The organism is Gemmatirosa kalamazoonensis (assembly GCF_000522985.1).
In the GTDB taxonomy this organism is placed as follows: Bacteria; Gemmatimonadota; Gemmatimonadetes; order Gemmatimonadales; family Gemmatimonadaceae; genus Gemmatirosa; species Gemmatirosa kalamazoonensis.
The window spans coordinates 4,067,027-4,087,270 of the sequence record NZ_CP007128.1 but is presented as its reverse complement, the minus strand read 5'-3'; the positions used below and the strand labels follow the sequence as shown (position 1 = coordinate 4,087,270).

The following is a 20,244-nucleotide window of genomic DNA, read 5'->3' as shown; positions in this document are numbered from 1 at the left end:
GATGGCCTCTCGCGGAGCGTCTCGGCGTCGCCCTGGCTTCCACGCCATCGTGCTGGCGGCAGGGTTCGTGGTGGGCGGCCTGCTCACCCAGGCAGCGCGCATCTTTCTCCCCGCCGGTGGGGTTAAGCAATTCTTAACGACCGGCGTCACCCCGTCGATCGGACCGCTACAGCTGGACCTCATTATATTGAAGTTCGGAATCGGCCCGGTGGCGCTGGACGTGTCGCTGCTCAGCCTCTTGGGCGTCCTGATCGCCTACCTGATCGCCCGCTCGCTCTTCTAGGAGTCTGCCATGTTCAGCAACCTGGGCCTTCCCGAGATCCTCATCATCCTGCTCATCGTCCTGCTGCTGTTCGGGGCGAAGCGCATCCCGGAAGTCGCCGGTTCCCTCGGGAAAGGCATCAACGAGTTCAAGCGGAACATGACCGACGCGCAGCGCGCGATCACCGATCCGATCCGCGACGAGATGAACCGCTCCGTGCCGCCGGCAGATCAGGACCCCTCGCTCCGCCCGCCCGCGCCGAAGACGACGGCCGAGGAAGACCAGGCCCGGGCGCCGAAGCGACTCATCGGCTGACTCCCGCAGTCGCCGGGTAGCATGAGAAAGGCCCCCGCTTTCGCGGGGGCCTTTTCGATTCGCCGCGCTACCGGGGGTCAGGTCGCCGACTGGCGGCGCGCCGCGGCCTGCACGTCCTTGCGGTTGTCGACGATCTTCGCCGACTCGCGCAGCCCCGCCAGATACTCGCGAATCCGCTGCTGACGCAGCGCGTTGGTCACCTGGTCGCGCTGCTGCGCCTTCTGCGCCTGCCACGCGCCCTTGTCGGCGTCGACGCGGCGGTCGATGCGGAGCACGTAGACGCCGTCGCGCGACGGCACCGGGCCGCTCAGCGCGCCCTTCGGCAGCGCGAACGCGGCGCCGATCGCCTGGGTGAACTGGCCGAGCCCCGGCACGAGCGACGTGCGCGAGAAGACGGGTGTCTGCTCGGCCTTCGTGCCGTTCGCCGCGGCCGCCTGCTCGAGCGACGACGACGCGGCCTGCTGCGCGATCTTCTCGGCGCGCGGCACGAGCTGCTCCACCTTCTTGTCCTGCGCGATGCGGTGGCGGATCTCCTCCTTCACCTCGGAGAGCGGCTGCTGCCCGCCCTGCGTGAGCGAGTCGAGGCGCGCGAGGTAGTACGCATCGGGCGCGTCGTACAGGTCGCTCGTCTCGCCGACCTTCGCCCCGCCGAACGCCCACGCGCTCACGCTCGGCACCGGCTTGCCGAGCCAGCTCACCGGCTCACCCTCGAGCGCGACGACCGAGGCACGCGACAGCTTGTACTGCGCCACGGCCTGGTCGAACTTCTTCGGGTCTTCCTGCGACGCCGCGAGCTTCGCCACCGCGTCGGCCTCGCGATCCGTGCGCGCGGCGCTCGAGTCGCTCTGCCCGATCGGCACGAGGATGTGACGCACCGAGAGCGTGTCGCCCTTCTTCTCGTCGACGCGGATGAGGTGGTAGCCGAACGGCGAGAGCACCGGCTGCGAGACCTCGCCCGGCGTGAGCGCGTAGGCCGCCTTCTCGAACTCCGGGACGAAGCGACCCTTGCCGCCGCGGCCCAGGTCACCGCCCTGGCGCGCGGAGCCGGAATCCGACGACTCACGCTTCGCGACGTCCTCGAACTTCTGCCCCCCGACGATCTCCGCGCGCAGCTGCTCGGCGCGTGCGCGCGCGGCGGCGGTGTCGGCCGCGGTGACCGCGCGCGGGATGGTGAGCAGCGACAGCACGGCGCGGCCGGGCCGCTCGTACTGCTTCTTGTGGGCGTCGTAGTACGACGAGATCTCGTCGTCCGAGACCTTCACCGACGAGTCGGAGATGAGGTCCGTGCGGAGCGCGGCGTAGGTCACCTGCGCCGAGTCGTGCGAGTCGCGCCACATCGACCAGAGGCGCGCGTCCGACGGATAGACGTCGGACGTCACTTGCATGAACAGCTTCTGGCGCGGGATCTCCTGGCGGTAGTACGCCTCGAGATACTGCAGCAGGCCCCCCTCGCGCGCCGCCGGGTTGGCGAGGTAGCGACGGTACTTCGCCGGGTCGAACTGCCCCTCCGTCTGCAGCTCCGGGCTGCGCAGCAGCTCCGGCGGCGGCGACGTCTGCGCGAACTTGATGATCTCCTCGTCGGTGACCGTGATGCCGCGCTTCTTGTACTCCTGCTGCAGGAGCGCGTCGTTCACCATGTCGTCGAAGACTTCCTGGCGCAGACGGGCGTCCTCGTCCAGCGTGAGCGCGCGACCGAGCTGCTGGCTCGCCTGCTGGCTGCGGTTCTGCACCGCGCGCTCGTAGTCCGTGTAGAGGATCTCGGCGCCGTTCACCTTCGCGACGGCGGTCGTGGTGGTCACCGGGGCGCGACCGAGCAGACCGGACGCCTGCGCGAAGAGGAAGCCGCCGACGAACGTGATCGCGATGATGATCCAGACGTACTTGGCGGCGCTCCGCATCGATTGCAGCACGGCGCGTAACTCCTGGCGTGAGGCGGTGAAGCGAGGGGGGACGAACGAGGGACGCGCGGGAGCGCGTAGCCAAAAAACCTAGCCCGGAAACGCAGCTAAAATCAAGGGAGCAACCGACTTCTGCGCGGTGGCGCGGTTGACCTGTCCGCGGCGGCCCGAGTATTATCCCGGCTTCCACCCCGTCGGAGTCTGCGCCTGACTCTGCCGTCCGCCCGCCGAGGGACCTGAATGGCCGCTTCCGCTCGGATCGACGAGCTCCGGTCGAAGTTCGACGAGAATCCCCGGCGGTACTTCGCTCCGCTGGCCAACGAGTACCGGAAGGCCGGCGATCTCGGCACCGCGATCGCGCTCTGCCGCACCCAGCTGCGGTTGTTCCCGACGCACATGAGCGGTCACGTTGTGCTCGGCCAGGCGCTGTTCGAGGCCGGCGAGCTGGCCGAGGCGCGACAGGTCTTCGAGCGCGCGGTGGAGCTCGATCCCGAGAACCTCATCGCGCTCCGGCACCTCGGCGACATCGCCCACGTCACCGGCGACGCGGACGCGGCGCGGCGGTGGTACGGCCGGGTGCTCGACACGGACCCCTACAACGACCAGATCGCCGAGCTGCTCCAGTCGCTGAACCCGAGCAACCAGCCCGCCGTCACTCCGGCCCCGGTCGGGCAGGTCGCCGAGCTGACCGACGACGCGGGTTGGGAGCCGCCACAGGCGCTCGCGACGGAGCCGCCGGTGGAGCACGTCGTGCCGCCCGACGCGCCGGGTGAGCCGGAGCCGACCGATGGCCGGTTCATCGACCTGCTCGACGACGACTTCCAGTGGGCGCCGCCGGTCGCCGAGGACGAGCGCGACGAGGTGCGCGAGGAGTCGCGCGAGGAGGCTTCGGAGCGGCCGCCGTCGGAGCTCGTCGACGCCGGCGCGTTCGACCCGGTCGTCGGCCTCGACCTCGTTCCGACCCACGACGAGGCGCTCGACCGGCTCGAGCCCACCGTCGACCTGGAGGAGCCGCCCGCCGCGGACACGTCGATCGTCGCCGAGCGGCCGCCGGCACCACCGGCACCGGATCCGTGGATCCCCGAGGAGGGCGATGCCCACGACCTCGTGACGTCGGACGCGTTCGCGACCGAGACGATGGCCGAGCTGTGCCTGGAGCAGGGACACGACGAGGAGGCGCTCGCGATCTTCGAGCGGCTCGTCGCGCAGCGCCCGGACGACGCCGGGCTCGCGCGGCGCACGCGCGAGCTGCGTGACCGGCTGCACCCGTCGACGCCGGCCGGGGAGACCGCCGGTGCGTTTCTCCGCGGGCTCGCCGAGCGTGGCGGCCCGGAACCCGCGGCGGAGGCCGCGCCGGAGCCAGCGCGCGAACCCGAGCCCGAAGCGATGCCGGAGCCGATGCCCGAACCGATCCCCCAGCCGACCCCGCAGCCGAGTCCCGAGCCCGTCGCCGAGCGGGACGCGTGGGCCGCCAGTGCGTGGGCCGGCGCGCTGAGCGCGGACGCGTCGGCCGCGGAGCCGCTGCTTCCGGCTCGTGCTGCGGACCGGCCCGAGCCCGCCGCCGAGCCGGCGCCGCCGGCGCCTCCCGCGCCGGCGCCCGCGGCGCCCGAGTCCGAGGAGCACGACCTCGCCGAGTTCAACGCGTGGCTGCGGGGGCTTCGGGACTCGTGAACATCGTCGTCGTGAATGGCCCGAACCTGAACCTGCTGGGGCGGCGCGAGCCGCACCTCTACGGCCATACGACGCTCGCCGACGTCGAGGCGCGCCTGCTCGAGGTGGGCAGGGAGCTGGGCGCCTCGGTGCGGTGCGTGCAGCACAACGGCGAGGGCCAGCTGGTCGACGCGATCCAGGCGCTCGCCGGCGCCGCCGACGGCGCGGTAGTCAACGCGGGCGCGTACACGCACACCAGCATCGCGCTGCGCGACGCGCTCGTCGGCGTCGGCGTGCCGTTCGTCGAGGTGCACGTGACGAACGTTCACGCGCGCGAGGACTTCCGTCATCGCTCCATGCTCGCGTCGGCGGCGCTCGGCGTGTTGTGCGGGTTCGGCACCTACGGCTACGAGCTCGCGCTGCGCGGGCTGGTCGCGACGCTGCGCGCGCGAGCGCAGAGCGGTTCTCCTTCTACAGCGGGTTGACCAGCGTGACCGACCGACGATCCGAACGGCTCGCTGCGCTCGTCGACGATCTCGCGCGGCTGCACCTCGACGGCATCCTCGTCACGGGACTCTCCAACATCCGGTACCTCACCGGGTTCGCGGGCACGAGCGCGCTGCTGTTCGTCACCGGCCGCGGCGAGGTGCTGTTCGTCTCCGACTTCCGTTATCAGACGCAGGCGTCGGAGCAGGTGGGCGAGCTCGCGCACGTGGTCATCGAGCCGCAGAGCCTCTGGACGGGGCTGTGGCGCGAGCTCGCCCAGCTCACGCACGTACAGGTCGCCGGCTTCGAGAGCGGGCACCTGCTGCACCGCGACTTCCAGCGCCTGCTCGAGGGCGGCGCTCGATGGACGTGGCGGCCGACGATCGACGTGCTCGAGCGGCTGCGCGAGCGGAAGGCGGCGGAGGAGGTGTCGCTCATCCGCGACGCGGCCGCCGTGGCCGAGCGCGCGTTGCAGCAGACGCTCGCGCAGGTGCGACCGGGGATGACGGAGCTCGCCGTCGCCGGTGCGCTCGAGCGTGCGCTGCGCGACGAGGGGAGCGAGGGCTTCCCGTTCGAGACGATCGTCGCGAGTGGGCCGCGCGCCGCGCTGCCGCACGCGCGAGCGGCCGACCGCCTGCTCGCGCGCGGCGACTTCCTGCTCATCGACTTCGGCGCGATCGTCGGCGGCTACTGCTCGGACATCACGCGAACCGTGGTGCTCGGCGCGGCGGACGCGCGGCAGCGCGAGGTCTACGAGGTGGTGCGCGAGGCCAACGCGGTGGCCTGCACGCACGTCCGGGCGGGCATGCGCGGTCGGGATGCCGACGCGCTAGCGCGCGACTACATTGACGAGCGCGGGTTGGGCGAGGCGTTCGGGCACAGTCTGGGGCACGGTGTGGGCCTGGACGTGCACGAGGCGCCTCGCTTGGCACGTGGCGCGGAGTCGGCGCTGCCCGCGGGTGCCGTGGTGACGATCGAGCCCGGTGTCTACCTCCCCGGATGGGGCGGCGTGCGCATCGAGGACGACGTGCACCTCGCGCCCACCGGACCGGAGATCCTCACACGCTTTCCGCGGGACCTCATCGAGCTGTCGTGATCCACGCGCCCCTTCTTCCGCTCCCATGATCGATCTGCGCTACGTCAAGAAGCTCATCGAGATGCTCGACGGGTCGTCCGTCGATTCGATCGAGATCTCCTCGGACAAGGGGATGAAGCTCCGCATCTCGAAGACGCCGCAGCAGCGCGGCACGATGCAGGTCGCCGCGCCGGTGGCGATGCCGGCGATGCCGGCCATGCTCCCCGCGCCGGTCGCGCCGTCGATGCCGACGCCGGCCGATGGGATGAGCGCGATCGCGGAGAGCGCCGGCGCGCGCGGCGAGGCGCCGGCCTCGAAGCTCCTCGAGATCAAGTCGCCGATGGTCGGCACGTTCTACTCGGCGCCCGATCCGAACTCGCCGTCCTACGCGAGCGTCGGGCAGCGCGTCTCGAAGGGGCAGATCGTCTGCATCATCGAGGCGATGAAGATCATGAACGAGATCGAGAGCGAGTACGACGGCGTCGTGAAGGAGATCGTGGCCGACAACGCGCACCCGGTCGAATACGGGCAGGTGCTGTTCCGCATCGACCCGAACGGGTGATGTTCAAGAAAGTCCTGATCGCCAACCGCGGCGAGATCGCACTGCGCGTCATCCGCGCCTGCCGCGAGCTCGGCGTCCAGACCGTCGCCGTCTACTCGGAGGCGGACCGCGAGTCGCTGCACGTGCGCTTCGCCGACGACGACGTCTGCATCGGACCGCCCCCGTCGCGCGAGTCGTATCTCAACATCCCGCGCATCATCGCCGCGGCGGAGATCACCGGCGCCGACGCGATCCATCCCGGCTACGGCTTCCTCGCGGAGAACGCGGAGTTCGCGGAGACGTGCGCCGCGTCCGGCATCGCGTTCATCGGTCCGACGGCGGAGCAGATCCGCGTCATGGGCGACAAGGCCGCCGCGCGCAAGGCGATGGCCGCGGTGGGCGTCCCGGTCGTTCCCGGCACGCCGGGTCCCGTGGAGGAGGCCGAGGAAGCGTTAGGCTTCGCGCAGGAGATCGGTTTCCCGGTCATCATCAAGGCGGCGGCGGGCGGCGGCGGGAAGGGCATGCGCGTCGCGACGGAGCCCGACGACTTCGCGCGGTCGTTCCAGCTCGCGCGCTCCGAGGCGCTCTCCGCGTTCGGCAACGGCGACGTGTACGTCGAGAAGTACCTCACGCGTCCGCGGCACGTCGAGTTCCAGGTACTCGGCGACACGTTCGGCAACGTGATCCACCTCGGGGAGCGCGACTGCTCGGTGCAGCGTCGCCACCAGAAGCTCGTCGAGGAAGCGCCGTGCCCGGTGATGACGCCGGATCTGCGCGCGCGCATGGGCGAGGCGGCGGTGCGCGGCGCGAAGGCGATCGACTACGTCGGCGCGGGCACGATCGAGATGCTGCTGAACGCCGACGGGTCGTTCTACTTCATGGAGATGAACACGCGCATCCAGGTCGAGCATCCGGTGACGGAGATGCTGACCGGCGTCGATCTCGTGAAGGAGCAGATCCGCGTCGCGGCGGGACAGCCGCTGTCGGTCGACGGCATGCCGCCGCTGCGCGGCCACGTGATCGAGTGCCGCGTGAACGCCGAGGATCCGGTGCGCAACTTCCAGCCGTCGCCGGGGCGCATCGACGTGTTCCATCCGCCGGGCGGCCCGGGCGTCAGGCTCGACACGCACGTGTACGCCGGCTACACGGTGCCGCCGTTCTACGACTCGCTCATCGCGAAGCTCATCGTCCAGGGACGCGACCGCGAGGAGGCGCTCAAGCGCATGCAGATCGCGCTCGAGAGCCTCATCATCGAGGGCGTCACCACGACGTCGCCGTTCCTCGCGCGCGTGATGCAGCACCCGCAGTTCCAGGCCGGCGACGTCGACACGAAGTGGCTCGAGCGCGAGTTCGATCGCATCCGGTCCGAGCTGCAGCGCGGGGACGCCGCGCCGTCGGCGCGGGAGCCGAGCTAGGTGCGCCTCGACGTCGTGTTCGGGGCGGCATCGGTCACCCCGGCCGACGTCGCCGGTCGGGTCGTTGCCGTCATCGACGTGCTCCGCGCCTCGACGTCGATCGCCACCGCCCTCGACCACGGCGCCCGCTCGGTCGTTCCGCTGGAGAGCGCCGAGGAGGTCATCCGCCGCTCGAAGAGCTTCGAGCGGCGCGACGTGCGGCTCGCCGGGGAGCGGCGGATGCTCCCCGTGCCGGGCTTCGACCTCGGCAACTCGCCGCGCGAGTTCACCGCCGACGCGGTGGAGGGGCGGACGATCCTGATGTCGACGACGAACGGCACCCCCGCGCTCGTCGCCGCGCAGGGGGCGCGTGACATCGTGGTGGCCTCGTACGTCAATGTGTCGCCGGTGCTCGCATACCTGCGCTCTGCGGCGCGGGGCGGCGTGGACATCACGATCGTCTGCGCCGGGCGGGAGCGGTACTTCTCGCGCGAGGACGCGGCCTGCGCGGGGCGCTACGTCCGCGGCGTGATGCGCCGGCTGGCCGGGGTGCTGCTGAACGACGCGGCGCAGGTGTGCGCGCTGCTCGACCGGCACCACGGCGACCGGGTGGAGGACATGCTCGCCGAGTCGGAGCACGGCCGCGCGCTCGTGGCGGCCGGCTTCGGCGGCGACCTCCCGCTCTGTGCCGCGATCGACGCGCACCCCGTTGTGCCGGTCTACGTGGACCGTCAGATTGTGAAGCTCGGACCCGACTGGGAGCGTTAGCTCATGGGCGCACCCGCCCTCCCGGGAGTCCCGCCGGGGGGGCGTCACGACGCCCCTCCTCCCACCCGCGGCACCCTCCCTCCCGAACTGCCCCGCGAGACGGCGCTCAAGCGCGAGCTCTCCGCGGTTTCCCTCCTGATCGCCGCCTGCTTCCTGGCAGGGGCCGTCGTCGCACGACTGCTCCCGCCGTCGATCGCGCACGGCGCGTTCGGGTCGTTCGGCGACGTCGTCGGCGGCCCGCTGCTCGCCGGCTTCGGCTGGGCGGGCTCGCTGTTCGTGCCGATCGCCCCGGCCGTGCACGCGCTGCGGCTGTTCGGGCGTCTCGACAAGCGCTCCGACCGCGACTGGCTGCTGTTCCTCGGCGGCATGGTGCTGCTCGCGCCGATCGTCACCGCGCTCGCCACGCACGTGGGCCGCGAGGAGAGCCTCGCCGCCGGGCTGTGGGGCGGGTTCGTGGCGTTCTACGCGACGGAGCTGTTCGGCGCCGTCGGCGCGTGGCTCGTCGTGCTGCTCGCGCTCAGCGTGCTCACGGTGACGACGCTCGCCTGGAGCCCGCTACGCGCGCTCATCGCCGGCCCGCCGCCGCCGCCGCTCACGTACGAGGAGGTGCTCGGCCCGTCGCTCGTCGACGGCGCCGACGCCGCGGCGCTGCCTAACGGGAAGAAGCGCCGTCGCCGGAAGGACGCGTCGGAGGATCTCGCCGTCGTGCTGGAGCCGTCGCCGGAGGAGATGCCGGCGGTGGACCCGGTGCTCGCCATGGAGGCCGTCGCGGCGGCCGCGCCGGCGGCGCACCCTGCGCTCGACGCGGACGCGAAGGGCGACCGCAAGAAGAAGCGCGCGAAGGGCGACGAGTCGCTCGGCGCCGCCGATCGCGTGCAGGCCGAGATCACCGCGACCGAGCATCCGCCGGAAGGGACGATGCTCGAGCGGCCGCCGAAGCAGCTTCTCAGCGCGCCGCCGCCGAAGAACCCCGAGGTGAATCGCCGCGAGCTCGACGCCGCCGGCGTGAAGCTCATGGAGGCGCTGCGCACGTTCAAGATCGAGGGACAGCTCGTCGGCCGCACCGTGGGGCCGACCGTGACGCAGTTCGAGATCGAGCCGGCGCCCGGCGTGAAGGTGCGCCAGATCGCGTCGCTCGCCGACGACCTCGCGCTCGCCATGCGCGCGCCGAGCATCCGCATCGTCGCGCCGATCCCGGGGAAGGGCGCCGTCGGCATCGAGGTGCCCAACGCGTCGCGCGAGATGGTGGCGTTCCGCGAGATCGTCGACAGCAACGAGTTCGAGCACGCGAAGGCGGCGCTGCCGATCGCGCTCGGCAAGGATCTCGAGGGCAAGCCGGTCATCGCCGACCTCGCGAAGATGCCGCACCTGCTGATCGCCGGCGCGACGGGCGCCGGTAAATCGGTGTGCGTGAACACGATCATCACGAGTCTCATCTACCGGCACACGCCGCGCACGCTGCGCTTCCTGATGGTCGACCCGAAGATGGTCGAGCTGTCGGTGTACAACGACCTGCCGCACATGCGGCACAAGGTCATCACCGACAGCAAGGACGCGGCGGCGCTGCTGAAGTGGGCGCTCATCGAGATGGAGGAGCGCTACGCCCTGCTCGCGGCGAACGGCTGCCGCAACGTGCAGGACTTCAACCACCGCGTGCGCGACAAGGTCCCGCTGCTCAAGCCGAAGAACCCCGACGTCGCGTTCGAGGACCGCACGTACACGAAGGGCGAGCTGCCGTACATCGTCGTCGTCATCGACGAGATGGCGGACCTGATGATGACGGTGCAGGGCGAGGTGGAGACGCCGATCGCGCGGCTCGCGCAGAAGGCGCGCGCCATCGGCATCCACCTCATCATCGCCACGCAGCGCCCGAGCGTGAACGTCATCACGGGCCTCATCAAGGCGAACTTCCCGAGCCGCATCGCGTTCCGCGTCGCGTCGGGCGTCGACTCGAAGACGATCCTCGACGGCGTCGGCGCCGAGTCGCTGCTCGGCAACGGCGACATGCTGTTCATCCCGCCCGGCAAGAGCGAGCCGGCCCGTCTCCAGGGCGCGTTCCTCTCCAGCGAGGACACGGAGGCGCTCATGCACTGGTACCGCGACCAGAAGGCCGGCACGTCGGCCGAGGCGCGCGACCTCGCCGCGGCGGTCGACGCGGTGCTCGAGGAGGAGGACATCCTCGAGACGGTGAAGAAGCGCGAGGCGCTGCTGAACGGGAAGGACGGCGACGACTTCGACGACGAGAGCGACGAGAAGCGCGACGCGCTGTTCCGCGAGGCCGCGGAGCTGTTCGTGCACCAGCGCGAGGCGTCGACGTCGCTGCTGCAGCGCAGGTTCGAGGTCGGCTACGGCCGCGCCGCGCGCATCATCGACCAGCTCGAGGCGGCCGGTGTGTTAGGCGGCAAGAACGGCTCGAAGCCGCGCGAGGTCCTCATGGGCCTCGACGAGCTGGAGATGAAGTTCGGCCCCAAGGCGTGACGTGGGATTCCCGGCGTGGGAGTGCCCGTACGTCGCGCCACCCGCACGAGTTGACGGCGGCCGCCCGCGTGATAACGTAGGGCGGCCGACCTGTGCCGTATCCTCCCGCCACGCAGCGGAAAGTCACGTTCTCGCCACATCGCGCGACGGCGCCATCCCACGGGCCGGCCGTCCGCTCCCATCGCCTGGAGGTGCCTCGATGCCGTTCGTTCCATCCGTCGCCGAACGACGTTTCGCCCTGCTTCTCGCCACGGCGCTCGCCGCGACGCTCGGTACGCCGTCGCGCGCGCGCGCGCGCAGGACGCGCCGGGCGTGATCTCGGGCCGGGTGACCGAGGCGAGCGGCACGCCGATCTCCGCCGCGACCGTCACGGCGCTGGTGCTGCCGTCGCGCGGCGTCACCGGCACGACGATCACCGACTCGACCGGTCGGTATCGCATCGGCGGGCTGCGCGCGGGTGCGTACCGCGTACGCGTGGCGCGCATCGGGTACGCGCCGAAGGACGTCGACACGGTGCACGTGACAAGCGGCGGCACGCAGACGGTGAATGCGGTGCTGCAGCCCTCCGCGTCGCAGCTCGACCAGATCGTGACGACCGCGACGCGCGGCGCCGAGCCGGAGAAGATCCTCGAGTCGCCGAACCAGATCAGCGTCGTGACGACGGAGCGGATCGCCGAGCGGCCGTCGGCCACGGTGGTCGATCACCTGAAGGCGACGCCGGGCCTGTCGATCAGCACGGGCGGCATCGCGCAGGCGAACATCGTGTCGCGCGGCTTCAACAACGCGTTCTCGACGTCGATGCTCATGCTGCAGGACTACCGGTTCGCCGGCGTGCCCTCGCTGCGCGTCAACGTGCCGTTCCTGTTCACGGGCACGAACGAGGACATCGAGCGCATCGAGGTGCTGCAGGGCCCCGCCGCGGCGCTCTACGGGCCGAACTCCGGCAACGGGGTGCTGCACGTCATCACGAAGTCGCCGTTCCAGTCGCAGGGCACGACGCTCACCATCGATGGCGGCGAGCGGTCGCTCCTGCGCGGCTCCGGCCGGTATGCCGGCGTCGTGCCCGGCGACAAGGTCGCGTTCAAGCTGTCGGGCGAGTACTTCACGGCGCACGACTGGGAGTACCACGATCCGAACGAGCCGGCGCGGTTCAGCACGACCGACACCCGTGTGCCGACGTCGCGCCGCGGGCAGCCGGTGACGCGCGACTTCGATCTGCGGAAGTACAGCGGCGAGGCGCGCGTCGACATCCGGCCGGGCGAGAACACGGAGCTCATCACGACGGCCGGCTTGTCGAAGATCGGCCGCGGCATGGAGATCACGACGACGTTCGGCGCGGCGCAGGTGCGCGACTGGTCGTACTCGAACCTGCAGGAGCGCTTCCGCCACAAGAAGTTCTTCGCACAGGTCTTCTACAACAAGTCGAACAGCGGCAACGACAACGCGCTCGACGACAAGGGCACGTACTACCTTCGCACCGGCATCCCGGTCGTCGACAAGTCGAGCGTCCTCGTCGGCCAGCTGCAGCAGGGGCTCCAGCTCGGCCCCACGCGCATCGTGCTGGGCGGCGACTACATCGCCACGCGCCCGCAGACCGCCGGGTCGATCAACGGCCGCAACGAGAACGACGACGACATCAACGAGACGGGCGGCTACGTGCAGACGACGACCGCGCTCGGCTCGATGGTGGACTTCCTCGCGGCGGCGCGCGTCGACAACAACTCGCGCATCGAGGGCACGCAGGTCTCGCCGCGCGCGGCGCTCGTGTTCAAGCCGGCGCCGAACCAGAACTTCCGCGTGACGTTCAACCGCGCGTTCAACTCGCCCGCGGCGTTCTCGTTCTTCCTCGATCAGTACTCGGGTTCCACGCCCGCGCCGGGCATGCCGGTGCAGATCATCGGCAATCCCCCCAAGCAAGGATGGCAGTTCGCCCGTACCTGCGGCGGAGGCCTCGGTGGGCTGTGCATGCGGTCCCCGTACGTCAGCGGGTTGGTGCCCGCCTCGGCGGCGTCGACGTATGCCGGAATCGCGTCGCAGCTTGTCGCGATCGTCAACAGCATCCCGGCGAGCAGCTTCGGCGGCGACGCGCAGAAGGCCGCGCTGGTCGGCGCGCTGAGCGGGCCGGTCGGCGGGATCGTGCGCGCGCTGCGCCCGACCGACGCGCAGGTCGGGACGGTGCTCGTCGATCTCAATACGAGCACGCCGCTCAGCGGCCCGCCGCAGGACTACGCCCCGCTAGGCGCGAACTTCTCGAACACGTTCGAGATCGGCTACAAGGGGCTGCTCGGTCAGCGCGTGCACCTCGACGGCGCGTTCTGGATCCAGCGCCGCCCGGTGGACCCGACGACGCAGATCATCAATCCCGGCGTGCTGTTGAACGGACAGCAGCTCGGCACGTTCCTTGGCGCCGGCATCGCGCAGGGGCTCATCGCCGCCGGCCAGCCGGCCGCGGTCGCGCAGGGCACCGCCGCGCAGCTCGCACCGGCCATCGCGACGGTCCTCGGGCGCGTACCGGTGGGAGCCGCCGCGTTCACGAACTCACTCTACGACCAGCCGTACCTCGTCTTCTCGTACCAGAACGCGTCGGGCTACGTGAACGTGCACGGCGTGGACTTCGCCGGCGACGTGCTGCTCACCGACAAGCTCACGCTCGAGGGCACGTACTCCTGGCTGAACAAGAACGTGATCCCCGACGCGCCGGGCGCGACGGCCCAGAACCCGTTCACCGCGAACACGCCGAACCACCGCGCGACGGCCACGGTGCGCTACGCCGACGAGCCGAAGGGCTTCAGCGCCGAGGTGCGCGGGCGCTACATGAACGCGTTCCCGGTGAACTCGGGCGTGTTCAACTCGTACGGCATCAACACGCCGGTGCGCTATCCGTCGGTGCCGGTGAACGCGTTCCTCGACGCCGGCGTGTCATGGCGCGTGCCGAGCCCGCGCGGGCAGCTGCGCTGGTCGATCAACGCGCAGAACATCCTGGACAACAAGGTGCCCACGTTCGTCGGCGTGCCGGACATCGGTCGTCTGATCCTGACCAGAATTCAATACGCATTCTGAGCGCCGCCTCGCGGTGGCTGCTCACGCGGAGACGCGGAGGCCGCGGAGACCTGTCCATTCGAGGGCAGATCTCCGCGGCCTCCGCGTCTCCGCGTGAGGCGTCTCGAGCCGAGAGAACCGTGCATCCCTTGCTGACGCTCGACCGCCGCCCCGTCGTCGGGCATCGCGGCAACTCCGCGCACGCGCCGGAGAACACGCTGGAGTCTTTCGATCAGGCGGTCGCGTTGGGCGTCGACGCGCTGGAGTTCGACGTGCGGCTCACTGCGGACGGGCACGTGGTGGTGCACCACGACCCGACGGTGGAACGCACGACGGGCGGCGTCGGGGCGATCGCGTCGCTGACACTCGGCGCGGTCCGCGCGCTCGACGCCGGAGCGCGGTTCACGCCCGACGGGGGAGCGAGCTTCCCGTACCGCGAGCGCGACGTCCGCGTCCCGACGCTCGACGAGCTGCTCGGCCGCCATCCCGACACGCCGCTCCTCATCGAGATCAAGACGCCCGCCGCCTCCGAGCCCACGCGGCGGCTGGTGGAGCGGCACGGAGCCGAGGACCGGGTCGTCGTCGACGCGTTCGACGCGGCGTGCCTGACGCCGTTCGCCGGCTCGCGCATCGCCGTCGGCTCGTCGCGCAACGATGTGGCGCGCCTCATGGCCTGTGCGCTGAGCGGCTTCCCGGTGCGAGCGGTCCCGTACCGCGTGGTCTGTGTGCCGACCAGCTACTCCGGGCTCCGGCTGCCGATCGGACGGTTCACGCGGATCCTCGAGCGGCTCGGCGTGCCGGTCCACATCTGGACGGTGAACGATCCGGTCGAGGCGCGACGGCTGTGGTCGCTCGGCGTGCGAGGGATCATCTCCGACGATCCGGGGACGATGCTGCGGCTCCGGGCCGCGACCGGCGCGTCGGGGCCAACCTCCTGAGCTGAGCACCTCCCTCGACCTCTGGTCGCGAGGTGCTCTCTCCGGGGGAGCGTAGGACGGTACGCCGCGATTCGGATCCGCGCCGCAACGATTCGGCCCGCTGACGCGCCCGCCATGTCCCTATCCTCTGCCCATGACGGACGTGCGGCAGGGCACGGGGGCACTCGGCGAGCGGGTCGCGGCGCGGTGGCTGCTGCGCCACGGGTGGACGATCGTGGCGCACCGCTTCCGGAGCGGACACCGCGACCTCGACCTCGTCGCTCGGCGCGGCGCCGACGTCGCGTTCGTCGAGGTCAAAGCGCGCCGCGGACTCGGCTTCGGCGATCCGGTCGAGGCGGTCGGCTGGCGGAAGCGGCGAGAGCTCGTGCGGAGCGCCTGGGTGTGGATCGATCGATGCGGACGTCCCGGCGAGGCGTATCGGTTCGACGTGATCGGGGTATTGCTGACCCGGTCGGGCGCCCGGATCCGGCACGTCGAGCATGCCTTCGACGTCCCCGCGCGGTGCTGATTCCGGCTTGATTCCGGCACTCGATTTTCGTATTTTATTCGGGTTCCGGCGACCGACTGCCGCACTAGGTTGGCCGCGAGGTCCGGAGCGCTTTCACGACATTCAACGGGTGGACGAGAGAACCATGGCAACGTCGATCATCACAGACGACAAGAAGAAGGCGCTGAACCTCGCGATCTCGCAGATCGAGAAGAACTGCGGGAAGGGCTCCATCATGCGGATGGGGACCGACACGAAGGTGAAGGTCGAGGCGATCCCCACGGGCGCGATCAACCTCGACGCGGCGATCGGCGTGGGCGGCATCCCGCGCGGCCGGATCACCGAGATCTACGGCCCGGAGTCGTCGGGTAAGACGACGCTGTGTCTGCACGTCGTCGCGAACGCCCAGAAGGCGGGCGGCGTCGCGGCCTTCATCGACGCGGAGCACGCGCTCGACGTCGAGTACGCGCGCAAGCTCGGCGTGGACGTGGAGAACCTCCTCGTCTCGCAGCCGGACACCGGTGAGCAGGCGCTCGAGATCTGCGAGATCCTCGTGCGCTCGGGCGCCGTGGACGTCGTCGTCGTCGACTCCGTCGCCGCGCTCGTGCCGAAGGCCGAGATCGAGGGCGACATGGGCGACAGCCACGTCGGCCTCCAGGCGCGCCTCATGAGCCAGGCGCTGCGCAAGCTGACGGGCGCCATCGCGCGCTCGAAGACGTCGGTCGTCTTCATCAACCAGCTGCGCGAGAAGATCGGCGTCATGTTCGGCAACCCGGAGACGACGACGGGCGGCAAGGCGCTCAAGTTCTACGCGTCGCTGCGCCTCGACATCCGCCGCATCGGCCCGGTGAAGGACAAGGAGGACGTGGTGGGCTCGCACGTCCGCGTGAAGGTCGTGAAGAACAAGGTCGCGCCGCCGTTCAAGCAGGCCGAGTTCGACATCATGTACGCGGAGGGCATCAGCCACGCGTCGCTCGTCCTCGACATCGCGTCGGAGGCGGCGATCATCGACAAGTCGGGCGCCTGGTACAGCTACAATGGCCAGAAGATCGGCCAGGGTCGCGAGAACGCGAAGATGTACCTCAAGGACAACCCGACGCTGATGGCCGAGGTCGAGGAGAAGGTGAAGGGCGTGCTCGGCATCGGCGCCGGCGTCACCGAGATCGAGCCGACCGAGGACTGATCGGTCGCGGGCGTCGCCCGCTCAGCATGATCCGGTGGGACAGGGCCGAGGGGTGGTCGGCCGAGGAACGACGGGGCCCGGACTCCTCGTCGAACCCGGCAGGCCCCCCTCGGCTCTTGTCGTCACCGGGCGCCTGCCTAACGATGGAACGCAGGAGCAGCACATGGCGGTAGTCACGGCGATCGTGCCAAGCCCGCGCAAGGAAGGACGCTTCGACCTCGCGCTCGACGGCGCGGCCGCGGGGCGGATCTCGCTCGACATCGTCGAGCGCTTCGGCCTGCGCGTCGGCGTGGTGGTCGACGACGCGAAGCGCGCCGCGCTCGACGAGGCGATGGGCGAGCTCGTGACGTACGACCGCGCGCTCAATCTGCTCGCCGCACAGGCACGCTCGCGCCGTGACCTGCGGCGCCGGCTGTTGCAGAAAGGCGAGCCCGAGCCGCGCATCGACGCGGCGCTCGATCGCCTCGCCGCGGCGGGGCTGCTGAACGACGACGCGTTCGCGCGCCAGTTCACCCGCTCGCGCGTGCTCGGACGCGGCGCATCGAAGCGGCGCGTGCGCGACGAGCTGTTTCGGCGCGGCGTCGCCGGCGCGGCGGCCGACGAGGCGATCGCCGAAGTGTTCGAGGACGAGCAGGTGGACGAGAGCACGCTCGTCGAGACCGCCGCGCGCAAGAAGCTCCGCACGCTCGGTGGCCTCGACGCGCCGACTCGCCGGCGACGGCTCTACGCGTTCCTCGCGCGCAAGGGCTACGACGGAGAGCTGATCCGGAACGCGATGACGCGCGTGCTCGCGCCGGCGGACGCCGCGGAGCTGCGGGACGATCTCGCCGGCGTCGACGAGGGCACGGACTAGCGCGCCGCCGCGGCTTGCGAGCGGGGGGGAGGCACGCTCAGCATTCGGCGGATGCCGACGACCATGCCCGGCGCGCTCGTGCTCTCGCTCGACCTCGAGCTGCACTGGGGGGTGCGCGACCACGTGACGCTCGACGCGCCCTACGCGGCCAACCTGCGTGGGGCGCGCGACGCGATTCCCGCGATGCTCGACACGTTCGCCGCCTACGAGGCGGCGTGCACGTGGGCCACCGTGGGGATGCTGTTCGCCCGCTCGCGCGCGGAGCTCGAGGCCATGCACCCCGCGCGGCGCCCCAGATACGCGGACGCTCGGCTCGACCCGTATGGCGAGCCGGTGGGCGACGACGAGGCGCGCGACCCGATGCACTTCGCGCCGAGCCTCGTCGCGCGCATTGCCGGGACGCCGCGACAGGAGATCGCGACGCACACGTACTCGCACTACTACTGCCTGGAGCCCGGGCAGGACGAGGCCGCGTTCGCCGCGGACCTCGATGCGGCGGTCGCGAGCGCCGCGCTGCACGGCGTTCACCTGCGCTCGATCGTGTACCCGCGCAACCAGCGAAACGCGGCGTACGACCGGCTGCTGCGCGCCGCGGGAATCGTCGCCTATCGCGGGCAGCCGCGCGGGTGGGTGCACACGCCGCGGGGCGGGGGAGCGACGACGCTCCCGGTCCGCGCGCTGCGACTCGCCGAGGCGTACGCGCCGGCGGGTCCGTCGTACCTCGTGCGGTGGGACGAGGTGGCGCAGCCGTCGGGGCTGTGCGACGTGCGCGCGAGCTTCTTCGTGCGGCCGGTGCGCGAGGGAACCGCGATGCACGCGATCGAGCGCGCGCGCGCGTGTCTCGGCTGCGGCGCGCGATCGTGCGCGCGGCGCGCAAGCGGCGGATCGTGCACCTGTGGTGGCACCCGCACAACTTCGGCGTGCGGACCGAAGCGAACATCGCGATGCTGCGAGCGCTGCTCGACACGTTCGCCGAGTGCCGCGAGCGATACGGGATGGAGTCGCTGTCGATGGCCGAGGTGGCCGACCGGGCGATGGCGGCACACGTCGCGTGAGCGAGTCGTCGACCGTTAGGCAGGCCGGCGGGCGCGTGCTCGTGCTCGGGACGGCGTGCATGGCGACGAACGTCGTGTATCACGCGCTCAGCGCGCGCGTATCCGACGTCGTGGTCGCGATCGAGCCGCCGGTGCCGCGCCTCGATCTCGTGCGCCGGCGTGTGCGGCGACTCGGCCCGCTTCGCGTGATCGGCCAGCTCGCGTTCCAGCTCGGCGTGAGCCCGTGGCTCACGCGCCGCGGGGCGGGGCGGGTCGCGGAGATCCTGCGCGCGTCGGGGCTGCGCGACCAGCCGATTCCCCGCGACCGGGTGCGCGCGATCGCCTCGGTCAACTCGGACGCCGCGCGTGCGCTCATCGCGGAGACGGCGCCCGACGTGATCGTGTTGAGCGGGACGCGGATCGTGGGACGCGAGACCCTCCGGAGCACGCGCGCGCCGTTCGTGAACCTGCACGCCGGGATCACGCCGACGTATCGCGGCGTGCACGGCGCGTACTGGGCGCTCGCGGACGGCCGCCCGGACCTCGCGGGCGCGACGGTGCACTTCGTCGACGAGGGCATCGACACCGGGTCGGTGATCGCGCACGTGCCGGTGACGCCGGGGCCGGAGGACAGCTTCGCGACGTATCCGGCGCTGCAGCTCGCGGCCGGTGTGCCGCCACTCGTCGCCGCGGTGGAGGCGCTGCTCGCCGGGACGCGCCCCGAGGGCCCGACGGTCGAGGCGCCGCATGCGGCGCTTCGCTACCACCCGACGATCTGGGAATACCTCGGCGCTCGATTCGGGAGGCGTGCGCGGTAGCGAGCGGGGTAGGCAGGGAATGTTACCCAAATGTGGAAAACATCCCCTGCCGACCACCCGAGACCAGCGCACCGCGGCCAGCAGGCACCTCGGCCAGCGATTGCGGACGACGGTACCACGGGGCAGTCTGTCGATCACCGGCACAGGCCCTGCGGCCCCGAGCGTCCTGATGGGCTACACCTCTCCCTCACCCTACGCGCAGCTCCCGACCGCCACACGGCGGGAGCGGAACGGCCAGAACGCCGTCGAGCGGCTGGCGGTGGAAGTGGTGCGTCGCGAGATCGCCGCGATGCCCGCGTCGCTCGTCGTGCAGCTGGCGATGTGGCCGGACGAGATCGCCGCGTGGGCGCGGGAGCTCCACGCGTCCGAGTCGCTCGTCTACAACATGCTCGCCGCGCGGAAGCCGTACGCGCGCACGCGGCAGCAGCTCGCCGAGCGGCTCGACGTCGGCCTGGCGGTCGTCGACCACCTGATCGAGGCGCGGCGCGCGACCCCGTCGACGCGCCGCGGCCCCGCCGACGTCGAGCCCGCGCCGACCGATGACCCGACGCCCATCGACTGGACGCGCCCGCCGTACGCGCGGCGCCGCGACGGCACGAACCCGATCGAGCGCCGAGCCGTGCGCATCGTGGAGCTCGACGCGGCGTCGATGCCCGCGGCGACGGTCGTCGGCCTCGCGATCTGGCCCGAGTCCCTCTCCGCGTGGTCGCGCGCCGAGCGACTGAAGTCGTCGGTGGTGTGGGCGACGCTCGCCGGCTCGCCGAGCGTGCCCGTGCGCGATGCGCTCGCGCGTCGACTCGGTGTGTCGCTGCGCGAGCTCGACGCGCTCGTGACCGATGCACGCGCGGTGTCGGTCGCGCGGCGTCCGCCCGACGTGCGCGCTGCGGTCGCCGACGCGCTCCAGCCCGACCGCGCGGCCGACGACGCACCGCGCCGCGACCGACGGCGCACCGCGCGCCCGCCCGAGCGCGACGACGACCAGCTGGGGCTCGGCTTCTAGCCACCCGGGGTCGCTATATTCCGCG

At 71.3% G+C, this 20,244-nt stretch carries 18 protein-coding genes; 17 read left to right on the top strand and 1 reads right to left on the bottom strand.

Annotated elements, in window-relative coordinates; all coding sequences use genetic code 11:
- Position 1: 1 nt before the first annotated feature.
- Together J421_RS17830 and J421_RS17825 are read left to right on the top strand one after the other, a co-directional pair.
- Entirely contained in the window at positions 2–283 is a 282-nt protein-coding gene (locus tag J421_RS17830; protein ID WP_236646322.1) for a DUF4321 domain-containing protein, read from the top strand.
- A 9-nt stretch (positions 284–292) separates the two neighbouring features.
- The gene (locus J421_RS17825) at positions 293–577 is read left to right on the top strand and encodes a Sec-independent protein translocase subunit TatA/TatB (RefSeq protein WP_025412534.1); all 285 of its coding nucleotides are present in this window, start codon (positions 293–295) and stop codon (positions 575–577) included.
- 77 nt (positions 578–654) lie between these two features.
- On the opposite strand, the gene J421_RS17820 is transcribed toward J421_RS17825, so the two are convergent.
- Positions 655–2,475 (bottom strand): SurA N-terminal domain-containing protein, encoded by a 1,821-nt coding sequence (locus tag J421_RS17820; protein ID WP_148306377.1) that lies wholly within the window; start codon positions 2,473–2,475, stop codon positions 655–657.
- A 240-nt stretch (positions 2,476–2,715) separates the two neighbouring features.
- On the opposite strand from J421_RS17820, the gene J421_RS17815 reads away from it, so the two are divergent.
- The 15 genes from J421_RS17815 to J421_RS17745 all read left to right on the top strand — a co-directional run bounded on the left by J421_RS17815 (position 2,716) and on the right by J421_RS17745 (position 20,219).
- Positions 2,716–4,146: a tetratricopeptide repeat protein gene (locus tag J421_RS17815; protein WP_025412532.1), complete on the top strand. Its 1,431-nt coding sequence runs from the start codon at positions 2,716–2,718 to the stop codon at positions 4,144–4,146.
- A complete protein-coding gene (gene aroQ / locus J421_RS17810) occupies positions 4,143–4,610 on the top strand; it encodes a type II 3-dehydroquinate dehydratase (RefSeq protein ID WP_025412531.1) in 468 nt (155 codons plus the stop codon). The genes J421_RS17815 and aroQ overlap by 4 nt, the downstream gene beginning before the upstream one ends.
- Positions 4,611–4,615: 5 nt before the next feature.
- Entirely contained in the window at positions 4,616–5,707 is a 1,092-nt protein-coding gene (locus J421_RS17805) for a M24 family metallopeptidase (RefSeq protein WP_158508829.1), read from the top strand.
- A gap of 25 nt (positions 5,708–5,732) precedes the next feature.
- The gene (gene accB / locus J421_RS17800; protein WP_201773038.1) at positions 5,733–6,248 is read left to right on the top strand and encodes an acetyl-CoA carboxylase biotin carboxyl carrier protein; all 516 of its coding nucleotides are present in this window, start codon (positions 5,733–5,735) and stop codon (positions 6,246–6,248) included.
- Positions 6,248–7,642: an acetyl-CoA carboxylase biotin carboxylase subunit gene (accC, locus tag J421_RS17795; protein WP_025412528.1), complete on the top strand. Its 1,395-nt coding sequence runs from the start codon at positions 6,248–6,250 to the stop codon at positions 7,640–7,642. Before accB ends, accC begins: the two co-directional genes overlap by 1 nt.
- Positions 7,643–8,389 (top strand): 2-phosphosulfolactate phosphatase, encoded by a 747-nt coding sequence (locus J421_RS17790; protein ID WP_025412527.1) that lies wholly within the window; start codon positions 7,643–7,645, stop codon positions 8,387–8,389.
- 3 nt (positions 8,390–8,392) lie between these two features.
- Positions 8,393–10,867: an FtsK/SpoIIIE family DNA translocase gene (locus tag J421_RS17785; RefSeq protein ID WP_025412526.1), complete on the top strand. Its 2,475-nt coding sequence runs from the start codon at positions 8,393–8,395 to the stop codon at positions 10,865–10,867.
- Positions 10,868–11,179: 312 nt separating this feature from the next.
- Positions 11,180–13,927 carry a TonB-dependent receptor gene (locus J421_RS17780; RefSeq protein ID WP_025412525.1) on the top strand — a complete coding sequence of 916 codons (2,748 nt, stop codon included), beginning with the start codon at positions 11,180–11,182 and terminating at the stop codon, positions 13,925–13,927.
- A gap of 119 nt (positions 13,928–14,046) precedes the next feature.
- Positions 14,047–14,844, top strand: a complete 798-nt coding sequence (locus J421_RS32845) for a glycerophosphodiester phosphodiesterase family protein (protein ID WP_158508828.1) — start codon at positions 14,047–14,049, stop codon at positions 14,842–14,844.
- A gap of 133 nt (positions 14,845–14,977) precedes the next feature.
- Positions 14,978–15,352: a YraN family protein gene (locus J421_RS17770; RefSeq protein ID WP_025412523.1), complete on the top strand. Its 375-nt coding sequence runs from the start codon at positions 14,978–14,980 to the stop codon at positions 15,350–15,352.
- Positions 15,353–15,476: 124 nt separating this feature from the next.
- Complete coding sequence (gene recA, locus J421_RS17765; protein ID WP_104022763.1) at positions 15,477–16,514, top strand: recombinase RecA; 1,038 nt, start codon at positions 15,477–15,479, stop codon at positions 16,512–16,514.
- Between the two features lie 163 nt (positions 16,515–16,677).
- Positions 16,678–17,367, top strand: coding sequence for a regulatory protein RecX (locus J421_RS17760; RefSeq protein WP_025412521.1), 690 nt, complete (start codon positions 16,678–16,680; stop codon positions 17,365–17,367).
- A 51-nt stretch (positions 17,368–17,418) separates the two neighbouring features.
- Positions 17,419–18,441, top strand: a complete 1,023-nt coding sequence (locus J421_RS17755; protein ID WP_104022762.1) for a polysaccharide deacetylase family protein — start codon at positions 17,419–17,421, stop codon at positions 18,439–18,441.
- On the top strand, positions 18,419–19,219 hold the full coding sequence (locus J421_RS32840) for a formyl transferase (protein ID WP_025412520.1): 801 nt from the start codon (positions 18,419–18,421) through the stop codon (positions 19,217–19,219). Before J421_RS17755 ends, J421_RS32840 begins: the two co-directional genes overlap by 23 nt.
- Before the next feature lie 169 nt (positions 19,220–19,388).
- Positions 19,389–20,219, top strand: a complete 831-nt coding sequence (locus J421_RS17745; protein WP_025412519.1) for a hypothetical protein — start codon at positions 19,389–19,391, stop codon at positions 20,217–20,219.
- Positions 20,220–20,244 lie beyond the last annotated feature (25 nt).

What these genes read in the sequence shown, in the direction of transcription:
- J421_RS17830 (WP_236646322.1), top strand. Translation starts at nt 2, where the DNA reads ATGGCCTCTCGCGGAGCGTCTCGGCGTCGCCCTGGCTTCCACGCCATC.
- J421_RS17825 (WP_025412534.1), top strand. Translation starts at nt 293, where the DNA reads ATGTTCAGCAACCTGGGCCTTCCCGAGATCCTCATCATCCTGCTCATC.
- J421_RS17820 (WP_148306377.1), bottom strand. Translation starts at nt 2,475, where the DNA reads ATGCGGAGCGCCGCCAAGTACGTCTGGATCATCATCGCGATCACGTTC.
- J421_RS17815 (WP_025412532.1), top strand. Translation starts at nt 2,716, where the DNA reads ATGGCCGCTTCCGCTCGGATCGACGAGCTCCGGTCGAAGTTCGACGAG.
- accB (WP_201773038.1), top strand. Translation starts at nt 5,733, where the DNA reads ATGATCGATCTGCGCTACGTCAAGAAGCTCATCGAGATGCTCGACGGG.
- accC (WP_025412528.1), top strand. Translation starts at nt 6,248, where the DNA reads ATGTTCAAGAAAGTCCTGATCGCCAACCGCGGCGAGATCGCACTGCGC.
- J421_RS17785 (WP_025412526.1), top strand. Translation starts at nt 8,393, where the DNA reads ATGGGCGCACCCGCCCTCCCGGGAGTCCCGCCGGGGGGGCGTCACGAC.
- J421_RS17770 (WP_025412523.1), top strand. Translation starts at nt 14,978, where the DNA reads ATGACGGACGTGCGGCAGGGCACGGGGGCACTCGGCGAGCGGGTCGCG.
- recA (WP_104022763.1), top strand. Translation starts at nt 15,477, where the DNA reads ATGGCAACGTCGATCATCACAGACGACAAGAAGAAGGCGCTGAACCTC.
- J421_RS17760 (WP_025412521.1), top strand. Translation starts at nt 16,678, where the DNA reads ATGGCGGTAGTCACGGCGATCGTGCCAAGCCCGCGCAAGGAAGGACGC.
- J421_RS17755 (WP_104022762.1), top strand. Translation starts at nt 17,419, where the DNA reads ATGCCGACGACCATGCCCGGCGCGCTCGTGCTCTCGCTCGACCTCGAG.
- J421_RS17745 (WP_025412519.1), top strand. Translation starts at nt 19,389, where the DNA reads ATGGGCTACACCTCTCCCTCACCCTACGCGCAGCTCCCGACCGCCACA.